Origin of the sequence: Reyranella sp., from assembly GCF_044224635.1 — a bacterium.
GTDB lineage: Bacteria > Pseudomonadota > Alphaproteobacteria > Reyranellales > Reyranellaceae > Reyranella.
This window is the reverse complement of sequence record NZ_JBGAKA010000010.1, coordinates 94,522-112,578: the sequence shown is the minus strand read 5'-3', so window position 1 is coordinate 112,578 and position 18,057 is coordinate 94,522. Positions and strand designations below refer to the sequence as shown.

The 18,057-nt window shown below is 66.3% G+C and carries 22 protein-coding genes; 5 read left to right on the top strand and 17 right to left on the bottom strand.

All coding sequences use genetic code 11. From position 1 onward, the window contains the following. Nucleotides 1-8 precede the first annotated feature (8 nt). The 4 genes from ACILR9_RS12065 to ACILR9_RS12050 all read right to left on the bottom strand — a co-directional run bounded on the left by ACILR9_RS12065 (nt 9) and on the right by ACILR9_RS12050 (nt 4,473). Nucleotides 9-1,412 (bottom strand): aldehyde dehydrogenase family protein, encoded by a 1,404-nt coding sequence (locus tag ACILR9_RS12065; protein WP_395710172.1) that lies wholly within the window; start codon nt 1,410-1,412, stop codon nt 9-11. 242 nt (nt 1,413-1,654) lie between these two features. Beyond that, complete coding sequence (locus tag ACILR9_RS12060) at nt 1,655-2,488, bottom strand: extracellular solute-binding protein (protein ID WP_395710171.1); 834 nt, start codon at nt 2,486-2,488, stop codon at nt 1,655-1,657. Continuing rightward, complete coding sequence (locus tag ACILR9_RS12055; protein ID WP_395710170.1) at nt 2,485-3,696, bottom strand: DUF2325 domain-containing protein; 1,212 nt, start codon at nt 3,694-3,696, stop codon at nt 2,485-2,487. The genes ACILR9_RS12060 and ACILR9_RS12055 overlap by 4 nt, the downstream gene beginning before the upstream one ends. A gap of 369 nt (nt 3,697-4,065) precedes the next feature. Further along, nucleotides 4,066-4,473, bottom strand: coding sequence for a hypothetical protein (locus tag ACILR9_RS12050; protein ID WP_395710169.1), 408 nt, complete (start codon nt 4,471-4,473; stop codon nt 4,066-4,068). Nucleotides 4,474-4,611: 138 nt separating this feature from the next. Between ACILR9_RS12050 and ACILR9_RS12045 the strand changes: the two genes are divergently transcribed. From ACILR9_RS12045 to ACILR9_RS12035, 3 genes are all read left to right on the top strand, one after another. Beyond that, complete coding sequence (locus ACILR9_RS12045; RefSeq protein WP_395710168.1) at nt 4,612-6,042, top strand: aldehyde dehydrogenase family protein; 1,431 nt, start codon at nt 4,612-4,614, stop codon at nt 6,040-6,042. A gap of 117 nt (nt 6,043-6,159) precedes the next feature. After that, the gene (locus ACILR9_RS12040) at nt 6,160-6,561 is read left to right on the top strand and encodes a winged helix-turn-helix domain-containing protein (RefSeq protein WP_395710167.1); all 402 of its coding nucleotides are present in this window, start codon (nt 6,160-6,162) and stop codon (nt 6,559-6,561) included. Nucleotides 6,562-6,664: 103 nt separating this feature from the next. Continuing rightward, entirely contained in the window at nt 6,665-7,069 is a 405-nt protein-coding gene (locus tag ACILR9_RS12035) for a hypothetical protein (protein ID WP_395710166.1), read from the top strand. Here ACILR9_RS12035 and ACILR9_RS12030 read toward each other — a convergent pair. From ACILR9_RS12030 to ACILR9_RS11995, 8 genes are all read right to left on the bottom strand, one after another. Continuing rightward, on the bottom strand, nt 7,063-7,827 hold the full coding sequence (locus ACILR9_RS12030; protein ID WP_395710165.1) for an ABC transporter ATP-binding protein: 765 nt from the start codon (nt 7,825-7,827) through the stop codon (nt 7,063-7,065). The genes ACILR9_RS12035 and ACILR9_RS12030 overlap by 7 nt on opposite strands. A gap of 2 nt (nt 7,828-7,829) precedes the next feature. Then, nucleotides 7,830-8,831 carry a FecCD family ABC transporter permease gene (locus tag ACILR9_RS12025; protein WP_395710223.1) on the bottom strand — a complete coding sequence of 334 codons (1,002 nt, stop codon included), beginning with the start codon at nt 8,829-8,831 and terminating at the stop codon, nt 7,830-7,832. Nucleotides 8,832-8,859: 28 nt separating this feature from the next. Next, nucleotides 8,860-9,903, bottom strand: coding sequence for an iron ABC transporter substrate-binding protein (locus ACILR9_RS12020; protein WP_395710164.1), 1,044 nt, complete (start codon nt 9,901-9,903; stop codon nt 8,860-8,862). Next, on the bottom strand, nt 9,900-10,400 hold the full coding sequence (gene tsaA, locus ACILR9_RS12015) for a tRNA (N6-threonylcarbamoyladenosine(37)-N6)-methyltransferase TrmO (protein ID WP_395710163.1): 501 nt from the start codon (nt 10,398-10,400) through the stop codon (nt 9,900-9,902). Before tsaA ends, ACILR9_RS12020 begins: the two co-directional genes overlap by 4 nt. A 26-nt stretch (nt 10,401-10,426) precedes the next feature. Further along, nucleotides 10,427-10,636 carry a molybdopterin-binding protein gene (locus ACILR9_RS12010; RefSeq protein WP_395710162.1) on the bottom strand — a complete coding sequence of 70 codons (210 nt, stop codon included), beginning with the start codon at nt 10,634-10,636 and terminating at the stop codon, nt 10,427-10,429. 100 nt (nt 10,637-10,736) lie between these two features. After that, nucleotides 10,737-11,315, bottom strand: a complete 579-nt coding sequence (locus ACILR9_RS12005) for a VOC family protein (RefSeq protein WP_395710161.1) — start codon at nt 11,313-11,315, stop codon at nt 10,737-10,739. Nucleotides 11,316-11,456: 141 nt separating this feature from the next. Then, nucleotides 11,457-13,265 (bottom strand): AI-2E family transporter, encoded by a 1,809-nt coding sequence (locus tag ACILR9_RS12000; protein WP_395710160.1) that lies wholly within the window; start codon nt 13,263-13,265, stop codon nt 11,457-11,459. Nucleotides 13,266-13,314: 49 nt separating this feature from the next. Further along, nucleotides 13,315-14,364, bottom strand: coding sequence for a putative zinc-binding metallopeptidase (locus ACILR9_RS11995; protein WP_395710159.1), 1,050 nt, complete (start codon nt 14,362-14,364; stop codon nt 13,315-13,317). On the opposite strand from ACILR9_RS11995, the gene ACILR9_RS11990 reads away from it, so the two are divergent. Beyond that, nucleotides 14,363-14,785, top strand: coding sequence for a hypothetical protein (locus tag ACILR9_RS11990; RefSeq protein ID WP_395710158.1), 423 nt, complete (start codon nt 14,363-14,365; stop codon nt 14,783-14,785). The genes ACILR9_RS11995 and ACILR9_RS11990 overlap by 2 nt on opposite strands. A gap of 78 nt (nt 14,786-14,863) precedes the next feature. On the opposite strand, the gene ACILR9_RS11985 is transcribed toward ACILR9_RS11990, so the two are convergent. From ACILR9_RS11985 to ACILR9_RS11975, 3 genes are all read right to left on the bottom strand, one after another. Beyond that, a complete protein-coding gene (locus ACILR9_RS11985; protein WP_395710157.1) occupies nt 14,864-15,592 on the bottom strand; it encodes a hypothetical protein in 729 nt (242 codons plus the stop codon). Further along, the gene (locus tag ACILR9_RS11980; RefSeq protein ID WP_395710156.1) at nt 15,589-15,981 is read right to left on the bottom strand and encodes a phage holin family protein; all 393 of its coding nucleotides are present in this window, start codon (nt 15,979-15,981) and stop codon (nt 15,589-15,591) included. The genes ACILR9_RS11985 and ACILR9_RS11980 overlap by 4 nt, the downstream gene beginning before the upstream one ends. Before the next feature lie 482 nt (nt 15,982-16,463). Next, nucleotides 16,464-16,601, bottom strand: a complete 138-nt coding sequence (locus tag ACILR9_RS11975) for a hypothetical protein (protein WP_395710155.1) — start codon at nt 16,599-16,601, stop codon at nt 16,464-16,466. A gap of 126 nt (nt 16,602-16,727) precedes the next feature. Here ACILR9_RS11975 and ACILR9_RS11970 point away from each other — a divergent pair, with 126 nt between their 5' ends. Further along, nucleotides 16,728-16,883: a hypothetical protein gene (locus ACILR9_RS11970; RefSeq protein ID WP_395710154.1), complete on the top strand. Its 156-nt coding sequence runs from the start codon at nt 16,728-16,730 to the stop codon at nt 16,881-16,883. A 147-nt stretch (nt 16,884-17,030) separates the two neighbouring features. Here the strand turns inward: ACILR9_RS11970 and ACILR9_RS11965 are convergent, their stop codons facing one another. Next, a complete protein-coding gene (locus ACILR9_RS11965; RefSeq protein WP_395710153.1) occupies nt 17,031-17,246 on the bottom strand; it encodes a NepR family anti-sigma factor in 216 nt (71 codons plus the stop codon). A gap of 144 nt (nt 17,247-17,390) precedes the next feature. After that, nucleotides 17,391-17,981: a sigma-70 family RNA polymerase sigma factor gene (locus ACILR9_RS11960; RefSeq protein WP_395710152.1), complete on the bottom strand. Its 591-nt coding sequence runs from the start codon at nt 17,979-17,981 to the stop codon at nt 17,391-17,393. Nucleotides 17,982-18,057: the final 76 nt, after the last annotated feature.

Here is an 18,057-nt window from a genome sequence, read left to right as displayed (position 1 = left end):
GGCGCGGCTCAGCGCGCCATGTTGATGACCTGCAATTGGGTGAACTCGGCCAGGCCCTCCTCGGCGAACTCGACGCCGAGGCCGGACGTCTTGGCGCCGCCGAACGGAATGTGCGGCGCCATGTCGAGATGCTTGTTGATCCACACCGTGCCGGCCTCGAGCTTCGAGGCGACGTCGTGCGCCCGGTCGAGATTCGACGACCACACCGACGCGCCGAGGCCATAGCTCGTGTTGTTGGCGCGCCGGATCGCCTCGTCGGTGTCGGAGAATTTCAGGATCGGCAACACCGGGCCGAACTGCTCCTCGTCGACCAGGCGGCTGCCTTCGGCAATGTCGCGCACGATGGTCGGGCGGATGAAGTAGCCCGGCCGATCGATCACCTCGCCGCCGGCGACGATCTTGCCGTGCGCCCGCGCGTCGTCGAGAAAGGCCTTGACCTTCTCGTACTGCATCTTGTTCTGCAGCGGGCCGAGGTTGGTGCCCTGCTTCAGCCCATCATCGACGATGGCGGCCTCGCAGAGCCGCGCCAGCTCGTCGCACATCTCGTCATAGATCGATTCGTGCACGAACAGGCGCTTGATGGCGAGACAGACCTGGCCGCTATTCTGGAACGCGCCATCGAAGATTCCCTTGGCCACTGTCTTGGGCTTGGCATCGTCGAGCACCACGCCGGCGTCGTTGCCGCCGAGCTCGAGGGTGATGCGCTTCAGCGTCTCCGCCGCGCTCGCCATCACCTTGCGGCCGGTCGCGGTCGAACCGGTGAAGGAGATCTTGCGCACGTCAGGATGGTGCGTGAGGGCGTCACCGAGATCGTTGGCATCAGTGACGAAGTTGAGGACGCCGGGCGGCAGGATGTCCGCGACCAGCTCGGCGAACTTCAGGCTCGCCAGCGGCGTGGTCGGCGCCGGCTTGACCACCAGCGTGTTGCCGGCCAGCAGCGCCGGCGGCAGCTTGAAGGCGAGGATAAGCAGCGGGAAGTTCCACGGGATGATGGCGCCGACGACACCCAGGGGGCGGCGATGGGCCTCGACCTTGCGGCCGGCGCTGTCCTCGATCACGCGCATCGGCAGGTCGAGGCTGGCGAAATAGCGGAAGAAGCCCGCCATGCCCAGGGTCTCGGCCGTGGCATCGCCGATCGGCTTGCCCTGCTCCTGCGTCAGGATGCGGGCAAGCTCGCCGCTGTTCTTCTCGATCACCTCGGCCATGCGAACGATCGCCTTGCGCCGCTCGCCGATCGGCGTCGCGGCCCAGCCGGGGAACGCAGCCTTGGCCGCCGCGACCGCCTTGTTGAGCTGGTCGACCGAGGCGCGCGGACACTGCACCAGCACCTCCTCGGTCGCCGGATTGACGACCGGCATCGTCGCGTCGCCGGCGACCAGGCGGCCGTCGATCAGCAGATTGAAACTGTCCATGGTTTCCTCCTCTCCCGGGCGCGATGATAGCGCGATATAGTCAATTCTATATAACGACATGAATGAGCGTCAATTGCGCCCGGCCACGGCCAGTTAAGGTGCGTAACCAAACAGTCGATCCAGTTGTGACGACAAGGCTGTCATCCCGAGCGCAGCGAGGGACCTTTCTGCGGCCTCAAAGATCCCTCGCTGCGCCCGGGATGACCGACATTTTTTAGCGATTATTCTGCGACAGGCCGATGCTACCGCAGGCTGTCGCCGGGCAGGGTGACGGGCTTGAAGCCGGCTGCCGCGAGGATCTTCTGGCCTTCGGGCGACATGATGGTCAGCGCCAGCAGCATGGCGCCGGGACGTGCCTTGTCGATCACCGCCAGGCCGTATTGCGGTCCGACCGCGAGGTCGGCCGGGAACGGCATCATCACGAGGTCGGGCGCCAGCGACGCAAAGCGCGTCTTGCCCGAGCAATAGACGATGGCGAGGTCGACGCGACCGGCGCGCAGGGCGTCGAGATAGTAGTCGCCGCTTTGCGGCGCCGGTGACCCGGGCGGATTGTCGAGCGTGACGGCCCGGCTGCGCAGGCTCTGGCCGGCGCCCGGCTTGTGCCGCTCGATCAGGTCGAAGAGCTGCACCGTATAGTCGCCCAGCGGATCGATGCGCGCCGGAGAAACGCCGATCTTCGTCCCCTCCTTCAGGAGTGCATCGAGCACGCCCGTGCTGTCGGCAGGCGTCCTCACCGGCGGCGCCAGCAGGCAGAGATCGTTGCGGGCAAACATCGCCATCACGGTGGCCCGGCCGTCGGCCACCAGCTTGGCGGCATGGCCGATGTCGGCCGAGGTGAACACGTCGACCCGGTCGCCGGATTCGATTCGCTCGCGCATGCGTCCGGAGGCCGCGAACTGGGTGCGCACGGCAATGCCATGGCGGCGCGTGAAGGCTGCCGCCATCTCGGTCATCGCCTCGCGCAGGCTGCCGGCCCCGTACAGGACGAGGCCATCGTCCTGGGCCTGCGCCGGAGCCTGCGCGCACGCGGCCACGATCAGGGCGGCAAGACCCGCGACGGCCCGCAGAGCCTTCACGCCGGCGCGCCGATCGGTGCTCGCGCGAGCGCCGAGACGAACGAGCCGAGCCCGGTGCTGCGCAGGGGCAGATACGGCTTCGACATCTGGCGGCACAGCCGCTTGACCAGGGTGACCGCCTCGTGGCTGACGCAGTCGACGGGAAACACGATCAGGTCGGCCCGGCTGACCAGGCCGGCGATGAGGCCGCTGCGATCATCGACGCCGCCATCATGGTGCAGGAAGCGGCCACCGCACCCTTCCGCCAGGGCCTTCAAATGACCGAGCTTGTCGGTGCGCCCACCGACATAGAGCAGCGAGCGACCGCTGAGGCTTGGCAGGGCGCTGACATCCTCCTCACCAGTCGTCCCGAACCGGGTCTCGACAGCCTCGAGCTCCTCTCGCAACGCCGCTTCCCGACGCTCCAGCTCCTGGCTGCGCGTCCGTTCGCGCTGGACATCCTCCTGAGCACAGTCCAGCCGCTCCTCGACGCCTGTCCGCCGGCTGGCCTCCAATTGAAGCCGCCGCTCGAGATCGGCGATCACGCCTTCGAGAGCCTTGCGATCGGCGCACGTGTCGTCCGGGCCGCTGCCGCGGCCGGCCTCGGCGATGTGCCGGGACAACAGCGCGCTCAATTCGCGAATCTTGCCGTCGCGCGACGCAATGCCTTCGCGCAGATGGCCTTCCTGGCGCGCGAGCTTTTCGCGCAGGCGGTCGTTCTCGATCTCGAGCTCGCGCAGCCGGCGGATATCGGCGCGATTGGCGGCGCCGACCATATGCGAGAGCATATGGACTTCGCCGAATATCTGGCGGATCAGCTCGTCGTTGGCGACAGGATGGGTCACCGCCGCCCAATAGCCGCCGGGTATGTCGCCATTCTTGAGGTCGCACTGCCAGAGCGCGCGGATCGCGTCCACCGTCGAGGCCTTGTCGTAGCGGCCGATCGCCGCCTTGTGGCGCTTGTCGAGCGCCTTGTTCAGGAGCTTGCCGAGCTTGTCCCGCTCGGAGGCGAGTTGGACACCCTTGCTGTGCAGCTCGTGGTCGGAGGCGCCGTCGACGGCCAGCCCTGCCTTGAAGAGGACCAGGCGAAGCTCGCCGGTCGTGAGGCAGGTTCCGACGATGGAGCAATGGACATGGTGGGAGAGGTCCCAGATCCTGGTGCGGCGCGTCGGCTTGGCGAACTCGGGCTCCGGCGCAAGATCGAGCAACGGCGAGGGCGCCAACAGCATGGGCGGCCGCCCGATTACGGGCGGGACGAGGCGATGCCGAAGCGGCAGTAGAGCGAAACGAGGCGTTACGGGCATGGGGCTGACGATCGATCGCTATAGTCTGATGAATATAGCGACCATGCCAAACTGCCGGCCGCGAGGCAAGCGGCCTACTCTCGACCCACCGCAGGGCATTCGCATATGGCAAAAACCGTCATCCCGACCGGAGCCGCGCGCAGCGAGGCGTAGTGGAGGGACCTTTCTACCGCGGCACCGGCAAGAAAGGTCCCTCGACTGCGCAACCAATGGCGCTGTAAACAGCGCCTAATCGGGCGGCTCCGCTCGGGATGACGGCATTTTCCAAATGCGATAGCCCGGCGGCCCGCAAGCTCAGCCCGGCGCACCCGGACCGGTCAGGTCGAAGATGGTCTGGCCGATCTCGGCCATCGAGTGCTTGCTGAGCGAAAAGGACAGCACCGAGGCACCGACCTCGACGGTCAGGATCGCATCGCCGCCATCGACCCCGAGCGATACGCCATGAAGCGGCAGCGGCTTCGGCCAGAAGGTCTCGCTGTTCGCGGCAAACCGGCCGTTGAGCGCCGCCTTGCCGCCCAGGATCAGCAACAGCGTGACGAGATGCTGAAGATCCTGAGTGGGAAGCGCGAGGTCGATGTCGCCACCCTCTTCCGTGTGCACACGCAACAGAATGCTGCTGCCATTGGCCGTCACGTCGCCGGTGACGAACGAGATGCGCGAGAAGGGCCGCGGATCGGCATATGGCCCGGGACGTTCCGGCATCGGTGGCCACTCGGTTCTCATCGGGTCACGAACCCTCTTTCACCGCGATATATTCGATTCTATACATCGACTGTCGCAAAAGGAGGCGCGATTGCCAAGCGCAATCGGGCTCCGGCCGATCAAACGAGGGGATGTCCGATGGCACACGAAACGCAATTCTACATCGACGGGAAGTGGGTCGATCCGGTGACCCCGGCCCTGCTCGACGTGATCGATCCGTCGACCGAGGAGGCCTATACGAAGATCGCGGTCGGCAGCCCGGCCGACGTCGACCGGGCTGTCGCGGCGGCGCGCGCCGCCTTTCCGCGCTTCGCGCTCACCGCCCGCAAGGAGCGGATCGAGCTGCTGCGCGCCATCCTGGCGGAATACGAGAAGCGCCGCGCCGACGCCGGCGAGGCGATCTCGCGCGAGATGGGCGCGCCCCTGCAGTTCGCCCGCGACATCCAGGCCGGGCGTGGCAACGCTCATCTCGAGCGCATGATCGAGGTCCTCGAGACCTTCCCGTTCGAGTCCATGCAGGGCAACACGCTGATCGCCCGCGAGCCGATCGGCGTGTGCGGCCTGATCACGCCGTGGAACTGGCCGATCAATCAGATCGCCTGCAAGGTCCTGCCCGCGCTGGCGGCCGGCTGCACCATGGTGCTGAAGCCCTCCGAGGAGGCGCCGATCGACGCCATCATCTGGAGCGAGGTCATGGACGCCGCCGGCGTGCCGAAGGGCGTGTACAACATGGTGCAGGGCTCGGGTGCGGTGGTCGGCGAGGCGATGTCGGCGCATCCCGGCATCGACATGATGTCGTTCACCGGCTCGACCCGCGCCGGCATCCGGGTCGCCCAGGCGGCGGCGACCACGGTCAAGCGCGTCGCCCAGGAACTGGGCGGCAAGTCGGCCAACATCCTGCTGCCCGACGTCGATTTCCAGACTGCCGTCACCAAGGGCATCAACAGCATGATGGTGAACAGCGGCCAGTCCTGCACGGCGCCATCGCGCATGTTCGTGCCCCAGGAGCGGCACGACGAGGTCAAGGCGATCGCCAAGGCCGCTGCCGAGCGCTTCGTGGTCGGCGACCCGCGCAATCCCGAGACCAGGCTGGGGCCCGTGGTCAATGCCACGCAGTACGAGAAGATCCAGCGCCTGATCCAGGCCGGCATCGATGAGGGCGCCGAGCTGGTGACCGGCGGCACGGGCCGGCCGGAGAACCTCAACCGCGGCTACTACGTGCGGCCGACCGTATTCGCCGGCGTGCGCAACGACATGACGATCGCGCGGGAGGAAATCTTCGGCCCGGTGATCGCCATCCTGCCCTACAAGAGCGAGGCCGAGGTCATCGAGCTGGCCAACGACACGATCTACGGGCTGGCTGCCTACGTGCAGTCGGCCGACCTCGAGCAGGCCCGCCGCGTCGCTGCCCGGATGCGGGCCGGCAACGTCCACATCAACTACCCGATGGGCGATACGGCCGCGCCGTTCGGCGGCTACAAGCAGTCGGGCAACGGCCGCGAGTACGGCAAGTGGGGCCTCGAGGAGTTCCTCGAGACCAAGGCCGTGCTCGGCTTCCAGGCGGCGTAGCCCGCAGACCGGGTCTGCGGTGGATCCATCCGCTCGGCTGCCTCCGGCCGAGCGGTGGACTGCGGTTGTGCACCGCCGCCTCTGGCATCGCGCCGCCTCCCATCGCATAGTGGCGGCATGGGACGCGGCACCACCAAGGCACCCGGCAAGGCTGGAGACAAGACGTCGTTGCATCTGCGCATCGACTTCGGTGGCGAGCGCTCGATCGGACCGGGCAAGATCCGGCTGCTCGAGCTGATCAACGAGACGGGCTCGATCTCCGCCGCCGGCCGCGCCCTCGAGATGTCCTATCGCCAGGCTTGGCTGCTGGTCGACGAGCTCAACCACATGTTCCGTGAGCCGGTGATCGTCGCCCAGACCGGCGGCGGTGGCGGCGGCGGCACGGTGGTGACCGAGACCGGCAACGACATCGTCCGCCTCTACCGCGAGATGGAACGGCGGGCCTACGGCGCCTCGACTGCCGAAATCCGCTCCCTCGCCCGCCTGCTGACGCCGGGCAGCGGACACAAGCCGCACTGATCGTCCTCCTCCCCAGCTCCGCTGGGGAGGAGGATGAAGGTCAGTTGCCGCCGTCTGCGTTATATTCTAGAGACTACAGCGCAGCAGCCGCAGGAAACCGCGCTTGGACGTATTTCCCGACGCCCCGATCGACCTGGCCGAAGCGTGCGAGATCAACGGCGAAGCGCATCCCGATCACGATGCGGTTTCGCTGAATGTCCTGCATCGCGACGGGCGGCACGCCACGGTCAGCATCCCGGCGGCGGACCTCGGGCGACTTGTGCCGTTGCTTCTGCTGCTCGGCCGAGATCTGCCCGCACGGAAAACCGACAAGGATGAACCGCTCTGCCTGGTGCCGACCGACGGCCTGCACGTCGGGCCGCTACCGTCTGGCGAGACGCTGCTCGTGGTTGCTGTCGGGCCGGCGACAATGGGCCTCTCGATGCCGGCGGCTGTGGCCGAGAAGCTCGGCTACTCCCTGATCGCGGCTGCCGCGCAACCGCCCAAGGGATCGACACCCCTTCAGTAGCGCGACGCCACGACGTAGCGGCCGCTCTCGGTGCGCTCGACCATGACGGGCACGCCGTAGATCGAGGAGAGAATGGGCCCGGTGAGCGTGTCCTGAGGCGTGCCCTGGGCCGCGAGGCGTCCCTCGGCAATGACCGCGACCTTCGTTGCCAGCTCGCGCGCCTGATCGGGATCGTGCGTCGAGAAAACGATACCGAGACCACGCGCGCTCAGGGTCCGCACTCGTTCGAGCACCAGCAGGCGATTGCCGAGATCGAGGCTCGCTGTCGGCTCGTCCATGACAAGGAGCGCAGCGTCCTGGGCAATGGCGCGCGCAATCAGGCAGAGCTGCCGCTGCCCGCCGGAGATCCGGTTGGCATCCGCGTGGGCAAGATCGGCAATGCCGAGATCGGCCAGCGCCGCCATGGCACGCTCGTGATCACGCACGCCGGGCGCCGCGAACGGGCCGAGATGGGCGGTGCGGCCCATCAGCACCAGATCGAGGACTGTGTAGGCGAACTCCATGATCTGGGCCTGCGGCACATAGGCAATGCGGCGGGCAAGCTCCCGTCGCGTGAAACCATGCAACGATTGCCCATCGAGCGTGACCGCGCCTGCGAGCGCCGGAAGGAGGCCGAGCAGGGTCTTGAACAGGGTGGTCTTGCCGGAACCGTTGGGGCCGAGCAGGCACAGCACCTCGCCGGCCCCGACCGAAACGTCGATGCCGCGTGCCACGGTGCGACGGTCGTAGCCGATCGCGAGGCCGCGCGCGGCCAGCATGGTCAGCTCCACATGCGCCGGCCGCGCGCCAGGAGCCAGACGAAGACCGGCGCTCCGAACAGCGCGGTCAGCAGGCCGAGCGGGATCTCGATGCGTGCCGCCGTGCGCGCCGCCGTGTCGATCAGCACCAGAAACGCCGCCCCCATCAGGACCGCCGCGGGCAGCACGCGGTCGAAACGGGGACCGACCAGCAACCGCGCCATGTGCGGGATCACCAGGCCTATCCAGCCGATGATGCCCGCTACCGACACCGCGGTCGCGGTGACCAAGGTTGCCGCGGCGATCACGACGCCGCGAACGACGCGTACGTTGACCCCGAGCGCCTTCGCCTCATCGTCGCCCAGCGAGAGCACGCCGATACGCCAGCGCAGCAGGACGAGCGGGACCAGACCCAGGATCACCAGCGGCGCGAGGGTCTGCACGTCGTTCACCCTGATGCCCGACAAGCTGCCGAGCAGCCAGAAGGTGATGGCGGGCAGCTGGTTGTAGGGATCCGCCAGAATCTTCACCAGCGAGATGCCGGCACCGGCCAGCGCACCGACAACGATGCCGGCGAGCACCAGCACCAGGATCTCGTTCTGGCTGCGCAGCGCTCGGGCAAGCATGTAAACGACGGTAACGGTGATGAGGCCGGTCGCAAAGCCGAGCGCCTGGATAACAAAGACCGGCAAGGAAAGCAGGATGCCGAGCACCGCGCCGAAGCCAGCACCGGCCGACACGCCCAGGATGTCGGGTGACACCAGGGGATTGCGGAACAGGGTCTGGTAGCTGGCGCCCGCCGCCGCCAAGGCGCCGCCGACCAGCAGGGCCGCCAGCACGCGCGGCAGGCGGATCTGGAACAGCACGGTGCCCACCGGCGCCGGCGCGGGCTGCCCGAGCAGGCGCATGCCGATCGCTTCCAGCACCTGGCCCGGCGACAGGGGATACGGGCCCATCATGGCAGCCAGCAGCACGGCAGCCAGCAGGATGGCCACCAGCACCGCCGCGGTCGTGACCCTGGCTATCCCCTTGCGGGGCAGAGGCAGGGCATGGTCAGCGGGCGACGGCGCCACCGAGCAACCGATCGAGTTGGGACGCATCCACCGATACGCCATAGAACAACTCGAAGAAAGCGGCCGTGTCGGCGCGCAGGTCGAGGCCCGCTTCAGCTGGGTAGAAGGTGGTGAGCAGCCAGCGCAGGCCGATCAGCCGATTGACCGAGGGTGGGGCGTCGATCCAGCCCCACGGCAGGCTGGGCGCGAGATAGACCCTGCCCTCCTTCACCGCTTTCACGTCGTTCCAGCCCGGTTTGGACTTCACGGTCTGGAAGAAGCTGCGGTCGAGGGTCACGATCGCGTCGGGATGCCAGGCGATCAGCTGCTCGAGCGAGGCGTTGGCGGTGTTGCCGCGGCCACCCAATCCCTCGGCGACGTTGATTGCGCCGACGCGCTCGATGATCTCGGTGTTGATCGAGCCTCGGCCGCCGGTCTCGAGCCCTTCCGGCCCGCGGGCCAGGTAAACGCGCGGGCGCTTGTCCGCCGGCACGCGGCTCAATGTCGAATCCACCAGAGAAAACGTCTTCTCGGCATAGGTCGCGAGCGTTGCACCGCGTTCGGACTTGCCGAGAATATCTGCGGTGAGCCGGAGCGACGCGGGGGTCGCGGCAAAGGTGCCGTCGATCAGCACATAGGGAATGCCGGTCTGGCTCTGCACGCGCTCAGCCAGCGAGACATAGGTCTCCGTCACCGAGCCGAAATCGAGCACCAGGTCGGGCTTCGCAGCAATCAACCGTTCGAGGCTCAGCGTGTCGCCTCGTCCGGTGAGGCGCCCGGTTTCCGGAAGGTCGCGGACGGCAACGATCAGAAATTCCTTCTCTGCCGATGAAGGCGTCCGGATCCAGCCGACCATCTCCCGCGGCGCCAGCACGTAAGCCACCACCGAGGCCGGCGGCCCGGCGGCAAGCAGGCGGGTCACCTTGCCGGGAAGGGTGACGCGACGCCTGGCCGAATCGACGATCGTGCGTCCCTGCGCCTGTGCGCGGCCAGCCAGCAGGCTCGCGCCGGCGAACCCCAGCAGCGAACGCCGGGTCGCCTTCACGATTTGTCGCCGACCTGGAAGTCACCGGCCTGGGCCGGCGCCAGCGGCTTGAACAGGCTGCGGTCAGGCTTGAGGTCGATCAGCGGCGTGCCATCCAGACAATCGAGACCCCGTACGATTAGGGTCGAGCCCTCGACCTTGACGAGCTCGACGATCGACGTGCCGATCGGATTGGGCCGCACCGGCGTGCGCAAGGAAAATACGCCACGCGCGTTGCCGTCGCTGCGCGGGCTCTGCATCACCAGATCGCGTCGCGACTCGTGCAGCCAGTACAGGACCTCGAGCCGCTCGAACTCGGCAATACTGTCGAGGCCCCGGTTCCATGGCGCGAACACCTCGATGCGGCAGGTCGGCCCATCGGGCCGCCCCTGGCGCGGGCAGGTCAATCGATCTGTCCATGGCGTATGGATGCGCCCGATGAAATACAGCGCGGCGTCGCTGCCGGCGGGCAGGTCGATCGCCTGCTCGCCGGCGCGGACCTCGTTCAGGCGTACCATTTGTCGTTCCCGATGCGGCAGAGCGCTCAGTCGTCGAGGCCGACCATGACGTCGGAGGCCTTGATGATGGCATACGCCGTCTGCCCGGCCGCCAGCTTCAGGTCGTCGACCGCCTCGTTGGTGATCGACGCCGTGACGATGGCGCCGTTCACGTCGATCCTGACATGAGCCGTGGTCTGGCCCTTCTTCACCTCGACGATACGGCCCTTGAGCCTGTTCCTGGCGCTGATCCTCACGACTGCCCCTTTCCCGACCTGCCGGTCGTTCTATCGGGCCGACTATAGCGTCCGGGGCGCCGTATGCACCAGAGTATAACGGTGAGCCGCAGGAAAGCGCCTAGGGCGTGAGAGCACCGCGGATCGGCGAGACCGGCAGATCGCTTTGCCGCGCCAGGAACGCCGAGCCGGGCATGCCGGCACGGACCTTGGCCAGGACCTCCTCGGGATCGTACTCGACGCCGATCGGGTTGGTCGCGAAATGCGGGCCGTTCATGTAGTCGTTGGCGGCATCGCTCGAGCCGAAGGCGTCGACCTGCATCTCCATCTGGTTGCCGTCCGGATCGGCGTAGTACATCGACATCGTCACGCCGTGATGGATGCACCAGTAGGGCAGGATGCCCTTCTCCTTGAGCTGGGCGTAGTTCTCCACCAGGTCCTCGACCGAATTGTAGGTGTAGGCGACGTGATCGACGCCGATGACGCCGCGCCGCTCGCCCGCATCGGCTTCGGGCTTGACCGCCGACAGGTTGACCAAGGCGATGCGATGATGCTCGTCGTCGTAGGTCAGGAACGCCAGGACGGGGTTCTGGTACTGGACCTTGCAGTCGAAGACGTCCCGATACCACTGGATCATCTTGTCGAACTGTCGGGTGCGATAGACGACGTGGACGAAGCGCGACGGGCGAATGCGTGACATGACCGGCTCGGTTGCTGGAGGTCGGGAGGGCGCAAGCCTACCAGCCCGGGTCAGTCGCGCCTACCGCGAACAGGTGCGCCGCGATGCGTAGCGCTCATGCTCTTCTGGACCGCGGGTGTCCCGCCCGCGGTCCAGAAAAGCTCAATTCCCCGCCGCGACCGAGACAGCGAGCGGTGTCGTGACGGCGACGGCGTGCTGGGTCATTGCCCGGCAGATCGTGGCGATGTCGCCCGCCAGGACGTCGCGTGCCGCGACGATATCCTCGACCGGCCGCGTCGACGTCGTCGGCACGTCGTAGTCGATGACGGCGTGGCAGGCACGATCGCCGCCCTCGACGCCGAGCTTGCGGGACGTGTAGCGCCGTACTGCCGCAGATGGCCGCGAGGCGTAGCAGACCACGGGAAGCACCTGTGCGCCCTGCGCCTTCGGCTCGATCGGCGCATTGTCGCCATGGCGCTGCCGGACCGCCTCGAAACCTGTCCGGCGCAAGGCGTAGGCAATGATCGCCGCGGCGGCATCGTCGATCTGCCCGCGTCCGCCGACACAGACGAAGCGCACGCGGCCGACGGCGTCCGCGGCAAATGGCGCCGGCGGCGCCCGCTCGTCGGGGTCGACGTCGAGGAAATCGAGAATATCGTCGGTGCCGTCGACGATCGCATCGATCTGCGCGGCACTCAGCCGATCGAGTCCGCGATCCGCTTCAGCCAGCACCACCATGCGGCCCATGGCGTCATCGAGGCCCTTCTCGGGGCCCTTCTCCTCGATTTCGGCGAGGGCGACGCTGGACGCGTCGACGACGGCACGCCGGATCAGGCGTCCGTAGATCCGCTGGTAAGGCGTCAAGGCCGGTTCATGGCCGAGCAGGATCTGGAGGAAACGCAGCTGGGGCACGTGCCGACCGAGAACCAGCAGGCAGATGGTTAGCGGCGTCGACAGCAGGATGCCGATCGGTCCCCACAGCGTGGCCCACAGGATCGCCGACAGCACGAGCGCCAAAGGCGTCACCCCGACCGAATCGCCGAACAGCACGGGCTCGATGATCTGCCCGATGATCACGTCCCACAGGACGATCCATCCGAGCACCATCAAGGGGTGCAGCCATCCCGGCATGATTGCGAAGGCGATCAGGGTGGGCAGGAGCGCGCCGACCGCGGCGCCGATATAGGGGACGAAGCGAAAGCCGCCGGCCAGCAATCCCCATAGCGCGGCATTGGGCAGGCCGAGCGCGAACAGGCCGACGCCGACGACCGTGGCAAAGCCGAGGTTGGTGATGACCTGCAGGGAGAGCACGCGACCGAGGCGGCTGGCCGCATCGGCGATCGCCTCGGAGGTGGCGTGAACGTCGTTGGCCCCGAACAGCCGCACGATCTGGTCGCTGAGATGCTCACGATCGAGCAGGATGAAGACGACCAGGATGACGACGATGCTGATGCTCAGCACCGGATGGAGCAGCGGCGCCAGCAGGGCGGCAATCCGCTCGAATCCCGAATCGGTCTGCAGATGGACGACGCGTTCAGGCGCGGCTTCGACGTTCGCCGTAAACTCCTGGCCAAGCGATACGAGCATCGCCATGAAGCGGCCGAGCGCGCCGCTCCCCTGCAGGATTTCGCGTATGTCCTGGACCTTCTTGTGGAGGTTGGCCTGGTAGCTCGTCAGGCTGCCGGCCACCTCTGCCAGCTGCACCGTGATCAGCACGGCGAGCAACCCGATGAAGATGACGGCGACCAGGACCACGACCGTTACCGAAAGCGGCAGCGGCATGACCCGGTTCAGGAGCGATACCAGCCGGCCCAGAACGAAGGCCAGCAGCACGGCGACCGCGCAGGGCAGGAGGACGTCACGACCGAAATAGAGGGTGAGAAGCGCCATGCCGCCCAACAGGCAGAGCGCGGTCAGCCTGAGCAGCGATGCCTCGGAGCGATCGGCCGTCGAACCGGGCATCATGCTCATGGCAGTCTCTCCCGAGCCCGTCATGCCGGCGACGCCACCGCTGCGCGCGTCAGGCCGGATGAACGAGGCCATGGACGAACGCCAGCTTGTCGATCGCCGCTTCCGACAGCACGAACGGATAGAGGTCGGGCTGGCCCATCGACCGATTGAGGCAGTTGAGCGCCACCGACAGCGGCAACCAGCTTTCGATCAGCTGCGCCATGGTCTCGGCCCGATAGGGCGCGAAATCGACCGCCGCATCGAGATTGTCGTCGCGGGCCAGGGCGGGACGGGTCGACACGCCGAATGACTCGGCCATCTCGAGAGTGTCGACGATGTGCAGATAGTGCGCCCACGTCTCGGCGAAATCCTCCCAGGGATGGGCCGTGGCATAGGCGCTGACGAACCGCGCCTGCCAGTCGGCCGGCGCACCGTCGGCATAGTACGCCTGCAGCGCTGCGCCATAATCCTGACTGTCGTCGCCGAAGATGGCGCGGCACTCGTCCAACCGCTCGCTGTCGCGGACCAGCCTGTTCCAGAAGAAGTGCCCGGACTCGTGCCGGAAGTGGCCGAGCAGGGTGCGATATGGCTCGTGCATGGCGACGCGGTGGCTTTCGCGATGAGCATCGTCCGCCTCGGCGAGCGCTATGGTCACGATGCCGTTGTCGTGGCCCGTCAGGACCTTTTCGCCGGGCAGCTCGGCGAGAAAGTCGAAGGCCAAGCCGCTCCCGGGATCCTCGGCGAGCGTCGGCATCGGCAGGCGCAGTTTCAGGAGAGAATAAAGCAGGCGATGCTTGGCCATTTCCATCTTGCGCCACGCCACGAGATTGTCGGCGATCGAGAGATCGGGAATCGTGCGATTGTGCCGGCACGACAGGCACAGCATCTCGGCGGCCGACGCCTCGATGAGCCAGTTGCAGGCCTGATAGTCGGCGTTGGCGCAAAAGCGAAAGAGCTCTTCGCGCGCGGAGCGAAGCCGTCGCCAAGTGACGCCGACACTTTCCAGAGCTGTCAAAAGGCCCTCCGCCGGCACGTAGCCCAGGCGACTCGAGCACTTTTCGCAGAGCGTGTTCTCGAAGTGAATGATCTGATGGCAGTTCTGGCACTTGAAGAGCTTCATGAAGTCACGCGATGCGAAGCGGCAATCATCGGCGCCGCATTGCACCGACGCTGGGCATCGGGCCCGCCGATTCGGCCGGGTCGGGCTTGGCGCGCTTGAAGGAAGGCGGCCCCGCGACATGGGCGATCTCGAACAGAATCTCGTCGTCGAGCTCGACGAAATGGCGCGATGCCTCGCCCTCCTTCGGCGTCGTCGACTCGCCATGTATCGAGGCCGCCAAGTGCTCGGCGTCCGCCCTTTCGACAAAGGTGCAATGCACCTCAGGGACGCCATCCTGCCGCATGATCAGAATCGAGAAATCGCCTCCTGGCGGCTGCTTGCGAAGATAGCGGATGAACAGGTTCTGCAGATCGCGCAACGGCAGCAGGAGGTCATCGTCGCGCACCGGCACGCGCACGACGACAACATGGCGTATCGCTGACATCGCAGTTGAGAATGAATGCTCGCGCATTTCCATGGTGCCCGTTTCCTGAGTCGTGCCGACCGTCGCACGCGCCCGTCAGGCGCGTGCGTCGTCGGATCGAGAATGTTTGTCGGCCATTTCGTCCACCGTCGACGCACGCGGGCGGTCCCCCGTCTTGCCAATCGGCAAGGCAGCGCCGATCGCCGCACCGACCGCGATACCGAGCGCCGCGACCAAGATCGGCTGCTCGTGGGCGAGGCGGACCATTCCGCCCGTCGTCATGTAATGGCGGTTCTCCTCGACAAGGTGCGACGCTTTTCCCTGAACGTCGTTGGCAAGCTCGCGAGCCTTGTCCATGCCGTTCCCCAGGGACTGCCGCGCACGATCGGCGACGTGTGCCGCCGTGTCTTCCAGCTGGCCAGCGGCGTCCTGGGCAACGCCACGCGCCCGATCGGCCGCATTGCGCGACATCTTGCGCGACGCCGACACGGCATCGCCTGCAACGCCGCCCGCAATCGACGTCGCACCCTTCACGGCGCCGGTCACCGACCTGGTGACGCGCCGCACGAGCTGTCCAGCACCTTCCCTGTCGTAATGAAGCAGCATCATGACACCGGCACCGATGAGCAAGGCGGCCAACGGGTTGGCGCGCGCGCGCTCGACGGCAACGCGCGCCAAGGTCGAGCTGCCCTCCTTGGCGATGGTCATCGCGCCATTGGTTATCGCGGCGGTTGTCAGGCTGTTGCGCAGCTCGTCGAGAGTTTCGGAAAGGCCGGCGCGCGTGCTTTCGGCTTCGCGCTGAAGATCCGCAGCGCTCTCACTCATGACAGTTTCTCCTTGGCCATCGCGCCGTCTTGCGCGATCTGGTTGAGCGTTCGTTCGGGAAGGACGGAGCCCGGTTCGAGCTTCTGCCTGCCCGCGAGGATGAGGATCAAACCGACGAGGGAACAGGCCACCGCGACCACGAAGGTTGCCATGGTAGCCGGCAAACCCGCCTCCACGAGGGCGACGACCGCCCACTGCAGCAACAGGAACAAGGCTCCGATCAGGAACACGGCGCCGGCGACGATGAATACAGCGCCCGTCCGAAAACTGGCCACTTTCTCGGCCAGCTCCGCGCGGGCCAGTCGAAATTCGACCCGAATCAAATCGGCCGTTTGCGCCATCGCCTCGCCGGCGACGCCGAGAACGCTTCGCGGATGGTCGGCGCGCATGGTCAGCTCTCGGCCCTCTGCGGGGACCGCGCACGCGGGTTCTTCGAGAGCTGCGAGGGAGCCGCATCTCCGTCTTTTGCCTGCATCTTCTGCGGAAGATCGAGCATCGAGCGCTCCTTCGATCGGTGATTGCCAAGGGCAGTTGCATCCTGCACCCGCGACATCTCTGAAACGCCGCTGCACCGTGTCCGTTCCGGGCGGACAAGGTCTTCCCGCGAGCAATCAGCGTGACGCCAAGCCGCAGGACAGGCGCGAATGGTCCGAAGCGTTGCGGGTTGCGGAAGCGGCAGTGGCGGTCGCCGCGACTGCCGTCACTTGCGCGACTGTCGTTCCGATTGCACCGACCATCGTGACGACGGTGCCAGAAACAACCAGCGCCGCAACGGCGCCGAGAAGTATGGGGCGCCAATTCGAATCGGCCAGCCCGCCGGGCCGGCCTGGGTCGATGGGCGCAGACTGGAGAACGTCCATCGGGATTTTCCTCAGCGCAGGCCCAGGAAGGACAGGATCGCGGCGACAATCACGACCAGACCTACAACATAGACGATGGAGTTCATCGTTCGTCCCTCCTCCAGCTTGTGCGCGGTCAACGCGGGGGCCGTCGGCCCGTTGCCGAGCACGGCAAAATAAAGGCGGCGAGAGGCGCCGACCGAACCAAGTCAGGATGCGCAACCCGCTTCCGAGACGGGGCGTTGGGAGGTCAGCGGCACCCATCGTGGATGTCGCGACAACATGGAGAAACAGCCATGAACGACCCCAACAAGCCGAACCAGACCCCTCAGGAGCGCGAGCGCCAGCAGCGCGAGCAGATTCAGCGCGAGCAGCAGCAGCGCCAGAAGCAGCAGAGCGAGAAGCCGGGCGATCGGCGCCCGCCGCAGCCTCCGCACCAGAGCGACGAATAAGTCGTTGGCCCAAAGAAGAATGCCCGCCAGCCGGCGGGCATTCATTCGTTCAGGCAATTCGCGGCCTACTGCGGGCTCGGTCTTGGTCGAATTCGATCAGCATCGCCGTCCCAGGATCGCTGCAGCTTTCCCAACCATGCAGGCCGCCTAGACGGGCTTGTCCTTGTCGTCATTCCCTGCGGCAGCATCCTTGTCGATGAGCTTGACGAGCGAATCCGGGAGAGGCTCGCTGACGATCTCGTCGTACATCGTATGCAACTGCTTTTGCAGCCAGGACTCGAAAGGGTCTTTGTCGGGCATCTTGGCTCGCGGCAAGATCGTACGTCCGCTTCGATCGCCGTTGGATTTGTTATCGTTGTTCATGACGCGTGTTCCCGGGAACGGCGAATCGTTCCACGGGCCTATACCCCTTGCATCAATGCCTTCCCACCTGTCCGGATACTAGCAAGCTCCGTCCTCCACGACACTGGAAAAGCCGCCACCCAACAGTCAAAACTACCCTGTCGATCAGGCGGGGCGAGACTCCTCGGCTGCGCGCGCCTCAAGGCGCGAGAGAAGCGCCTTGGCTTCCACAGAAGGCGAGGTATCCCCTTCCATGAGCAGCCGCTCGAGGGTGTCGCGGGCTCGCGAAATTCGGCTCTTCACCGTCCCCACCGAGACGCCCGTGTGGGCAGCAATCACTTCGTAACGCAGGCCTTCCAGGACGGCGAGGACAAGCGCTTCACGCTGGGCCGACGGCAGCTTGCCGAAGGCCGACATGAACTCGCGCATGATGAGGCGGCTTTCCTGGTGCGCCGGATGCGAAATCGATTCGGCGGCGGCATCGACCGGCACGGTAGGGCGTTGACGACGCAGCCCGGAGATGAATTCGTTTCGCTGAATGCGAAAAAGCCACGCGGCCAGATTGGTGCCCGGCTGGAAGCTGTGCCGTCCAGCCAACGCCTTCACAACCGTATCATGCACCAGATCCTCGGCGCTGTCGCGATCCCGGGTCAACGAGCGCGCATAGATGCGAAGGCGCGGCAAGACGGCTTTCAATTGGTCGTGGAAATTCATGTTGTCGCAATTCGGATCGAGGGTCTTCGCTTCGGTAGACATCACTTACTCCCACATTGGCTACAGGAAATAACTCTCCCGCAGCCAAATGGTTACATTCAGTTCACTGTTATCCGAT

Coding starts and splice junctions, on each gene's coding strand:
- ACILR9_RS11985 (WP_395710157.1), bottom strand. CDS start 15,592: ATGAGTGAGAGCGCTGCGGATCTTCAGCGCGAAGCCGAAAGCACGCGC.
- ACILR9_RS12055 (WP_395710170.1), bottom strand. CDS start 3,696: ATGCTGTTGGCGCCCTCGCCGTTGCTCGATCTTGCGCCGGAGCCCGAG.
- ACILR9_RS12005 (WP_395710161.1), bottom strand. CDS start 11,315: ATGTCACGCATTCGCCCGTCGCGCTTCGTCCACGTCGTCTATCGCACC.
- ACILR9_RS12000 (WP_395710160.1), bottom strand. CDS start 13,265: ATGAGCATGATGCCCGGTTCGACGGCCGATCGCTCCGAGGCATCGCTG.
- ACILR9_RS11980 (WP_395710156.1), bottom strand. CDS start 15,981: ATGCGCGCCGACCATCCGCGAAGCGTTCTCGGCGTCGCCGGCGAGGCG.
- ACILR9_RS12040 (WP_395710167.1), top strand. CDS start 6,160: ATGGGACGCGGCACCACCAAGGCACCCGGCAAGGCTGGAGACAAGACG.
- ACILR9_RS12050 (WP_395710169.1), bottom strand. CDS start 4,473: ATGCCGGAACGTCCCGGGCCATATGCCGATCCGCGGCCCTTCTCGCGC.
- ACILR9_RS11960 (WP_395710152.1), bottom strand. CDS start 17,981: ATGTCTACCGAAGCGAAGACCCTCGATCCGAATTGCGACAACATGAAT.
- ACILR9_RS11990 (WP_395710158.1), top strand. CDS start 14,363: ATGAAGTCACGCGATGCGAAGCGGCAATCATCGGCGCCGCATTGCACC.
- ACILR9_RS12065 (WP_395710172.1), bottom strand. CDS start 1,412: ATGGACAGTTTCAATCTGCTGATCGACGGCCGCCTGGTCGCCGGCGAC.
- ACILR9_RS12030 (WP_395710165.1), bottom strand. CDS start 7,827: ATGCTGGCCGCGCGCGGCCTCGCGATCGGCTACGACCGTCGCACCGTG.
- ACILR9_RS11995 (WP_395710159.1), bottom strand. CDS start 14,364: ATGAAGCTCTTCAAGTGCCAGAACTGCCATCAGATCATTCACTTCGAG.
- tsaA (WP_395710163.1), bottom strand. CDS start 10,400: ATGGTACGCCTGAACGAGGTCCGCGCCGGCGAGCAGGCGATCGACCTG.
- ACILR9_RS11970 (WP_395710154.1), top strand. CDS start 16,728: ATGAACGACCCCAACAAGCCGAACCAGACCCCTCAGGAGCGCGAGCGC.
- ACILR9_RS12045 (WP_395710168.1), top strand. CDS start 4,612: ATGGCACACGAAACGCAATTCTACATCGACGGGAAGTGGGTCGATCCG.
- ACILR9_RS11965 (WP_395710153.1), bottom strand. CDS start 17,246: ATGAACAACGATAACAAATCCAACGGCGATCGAAGCGGACGTACGATC.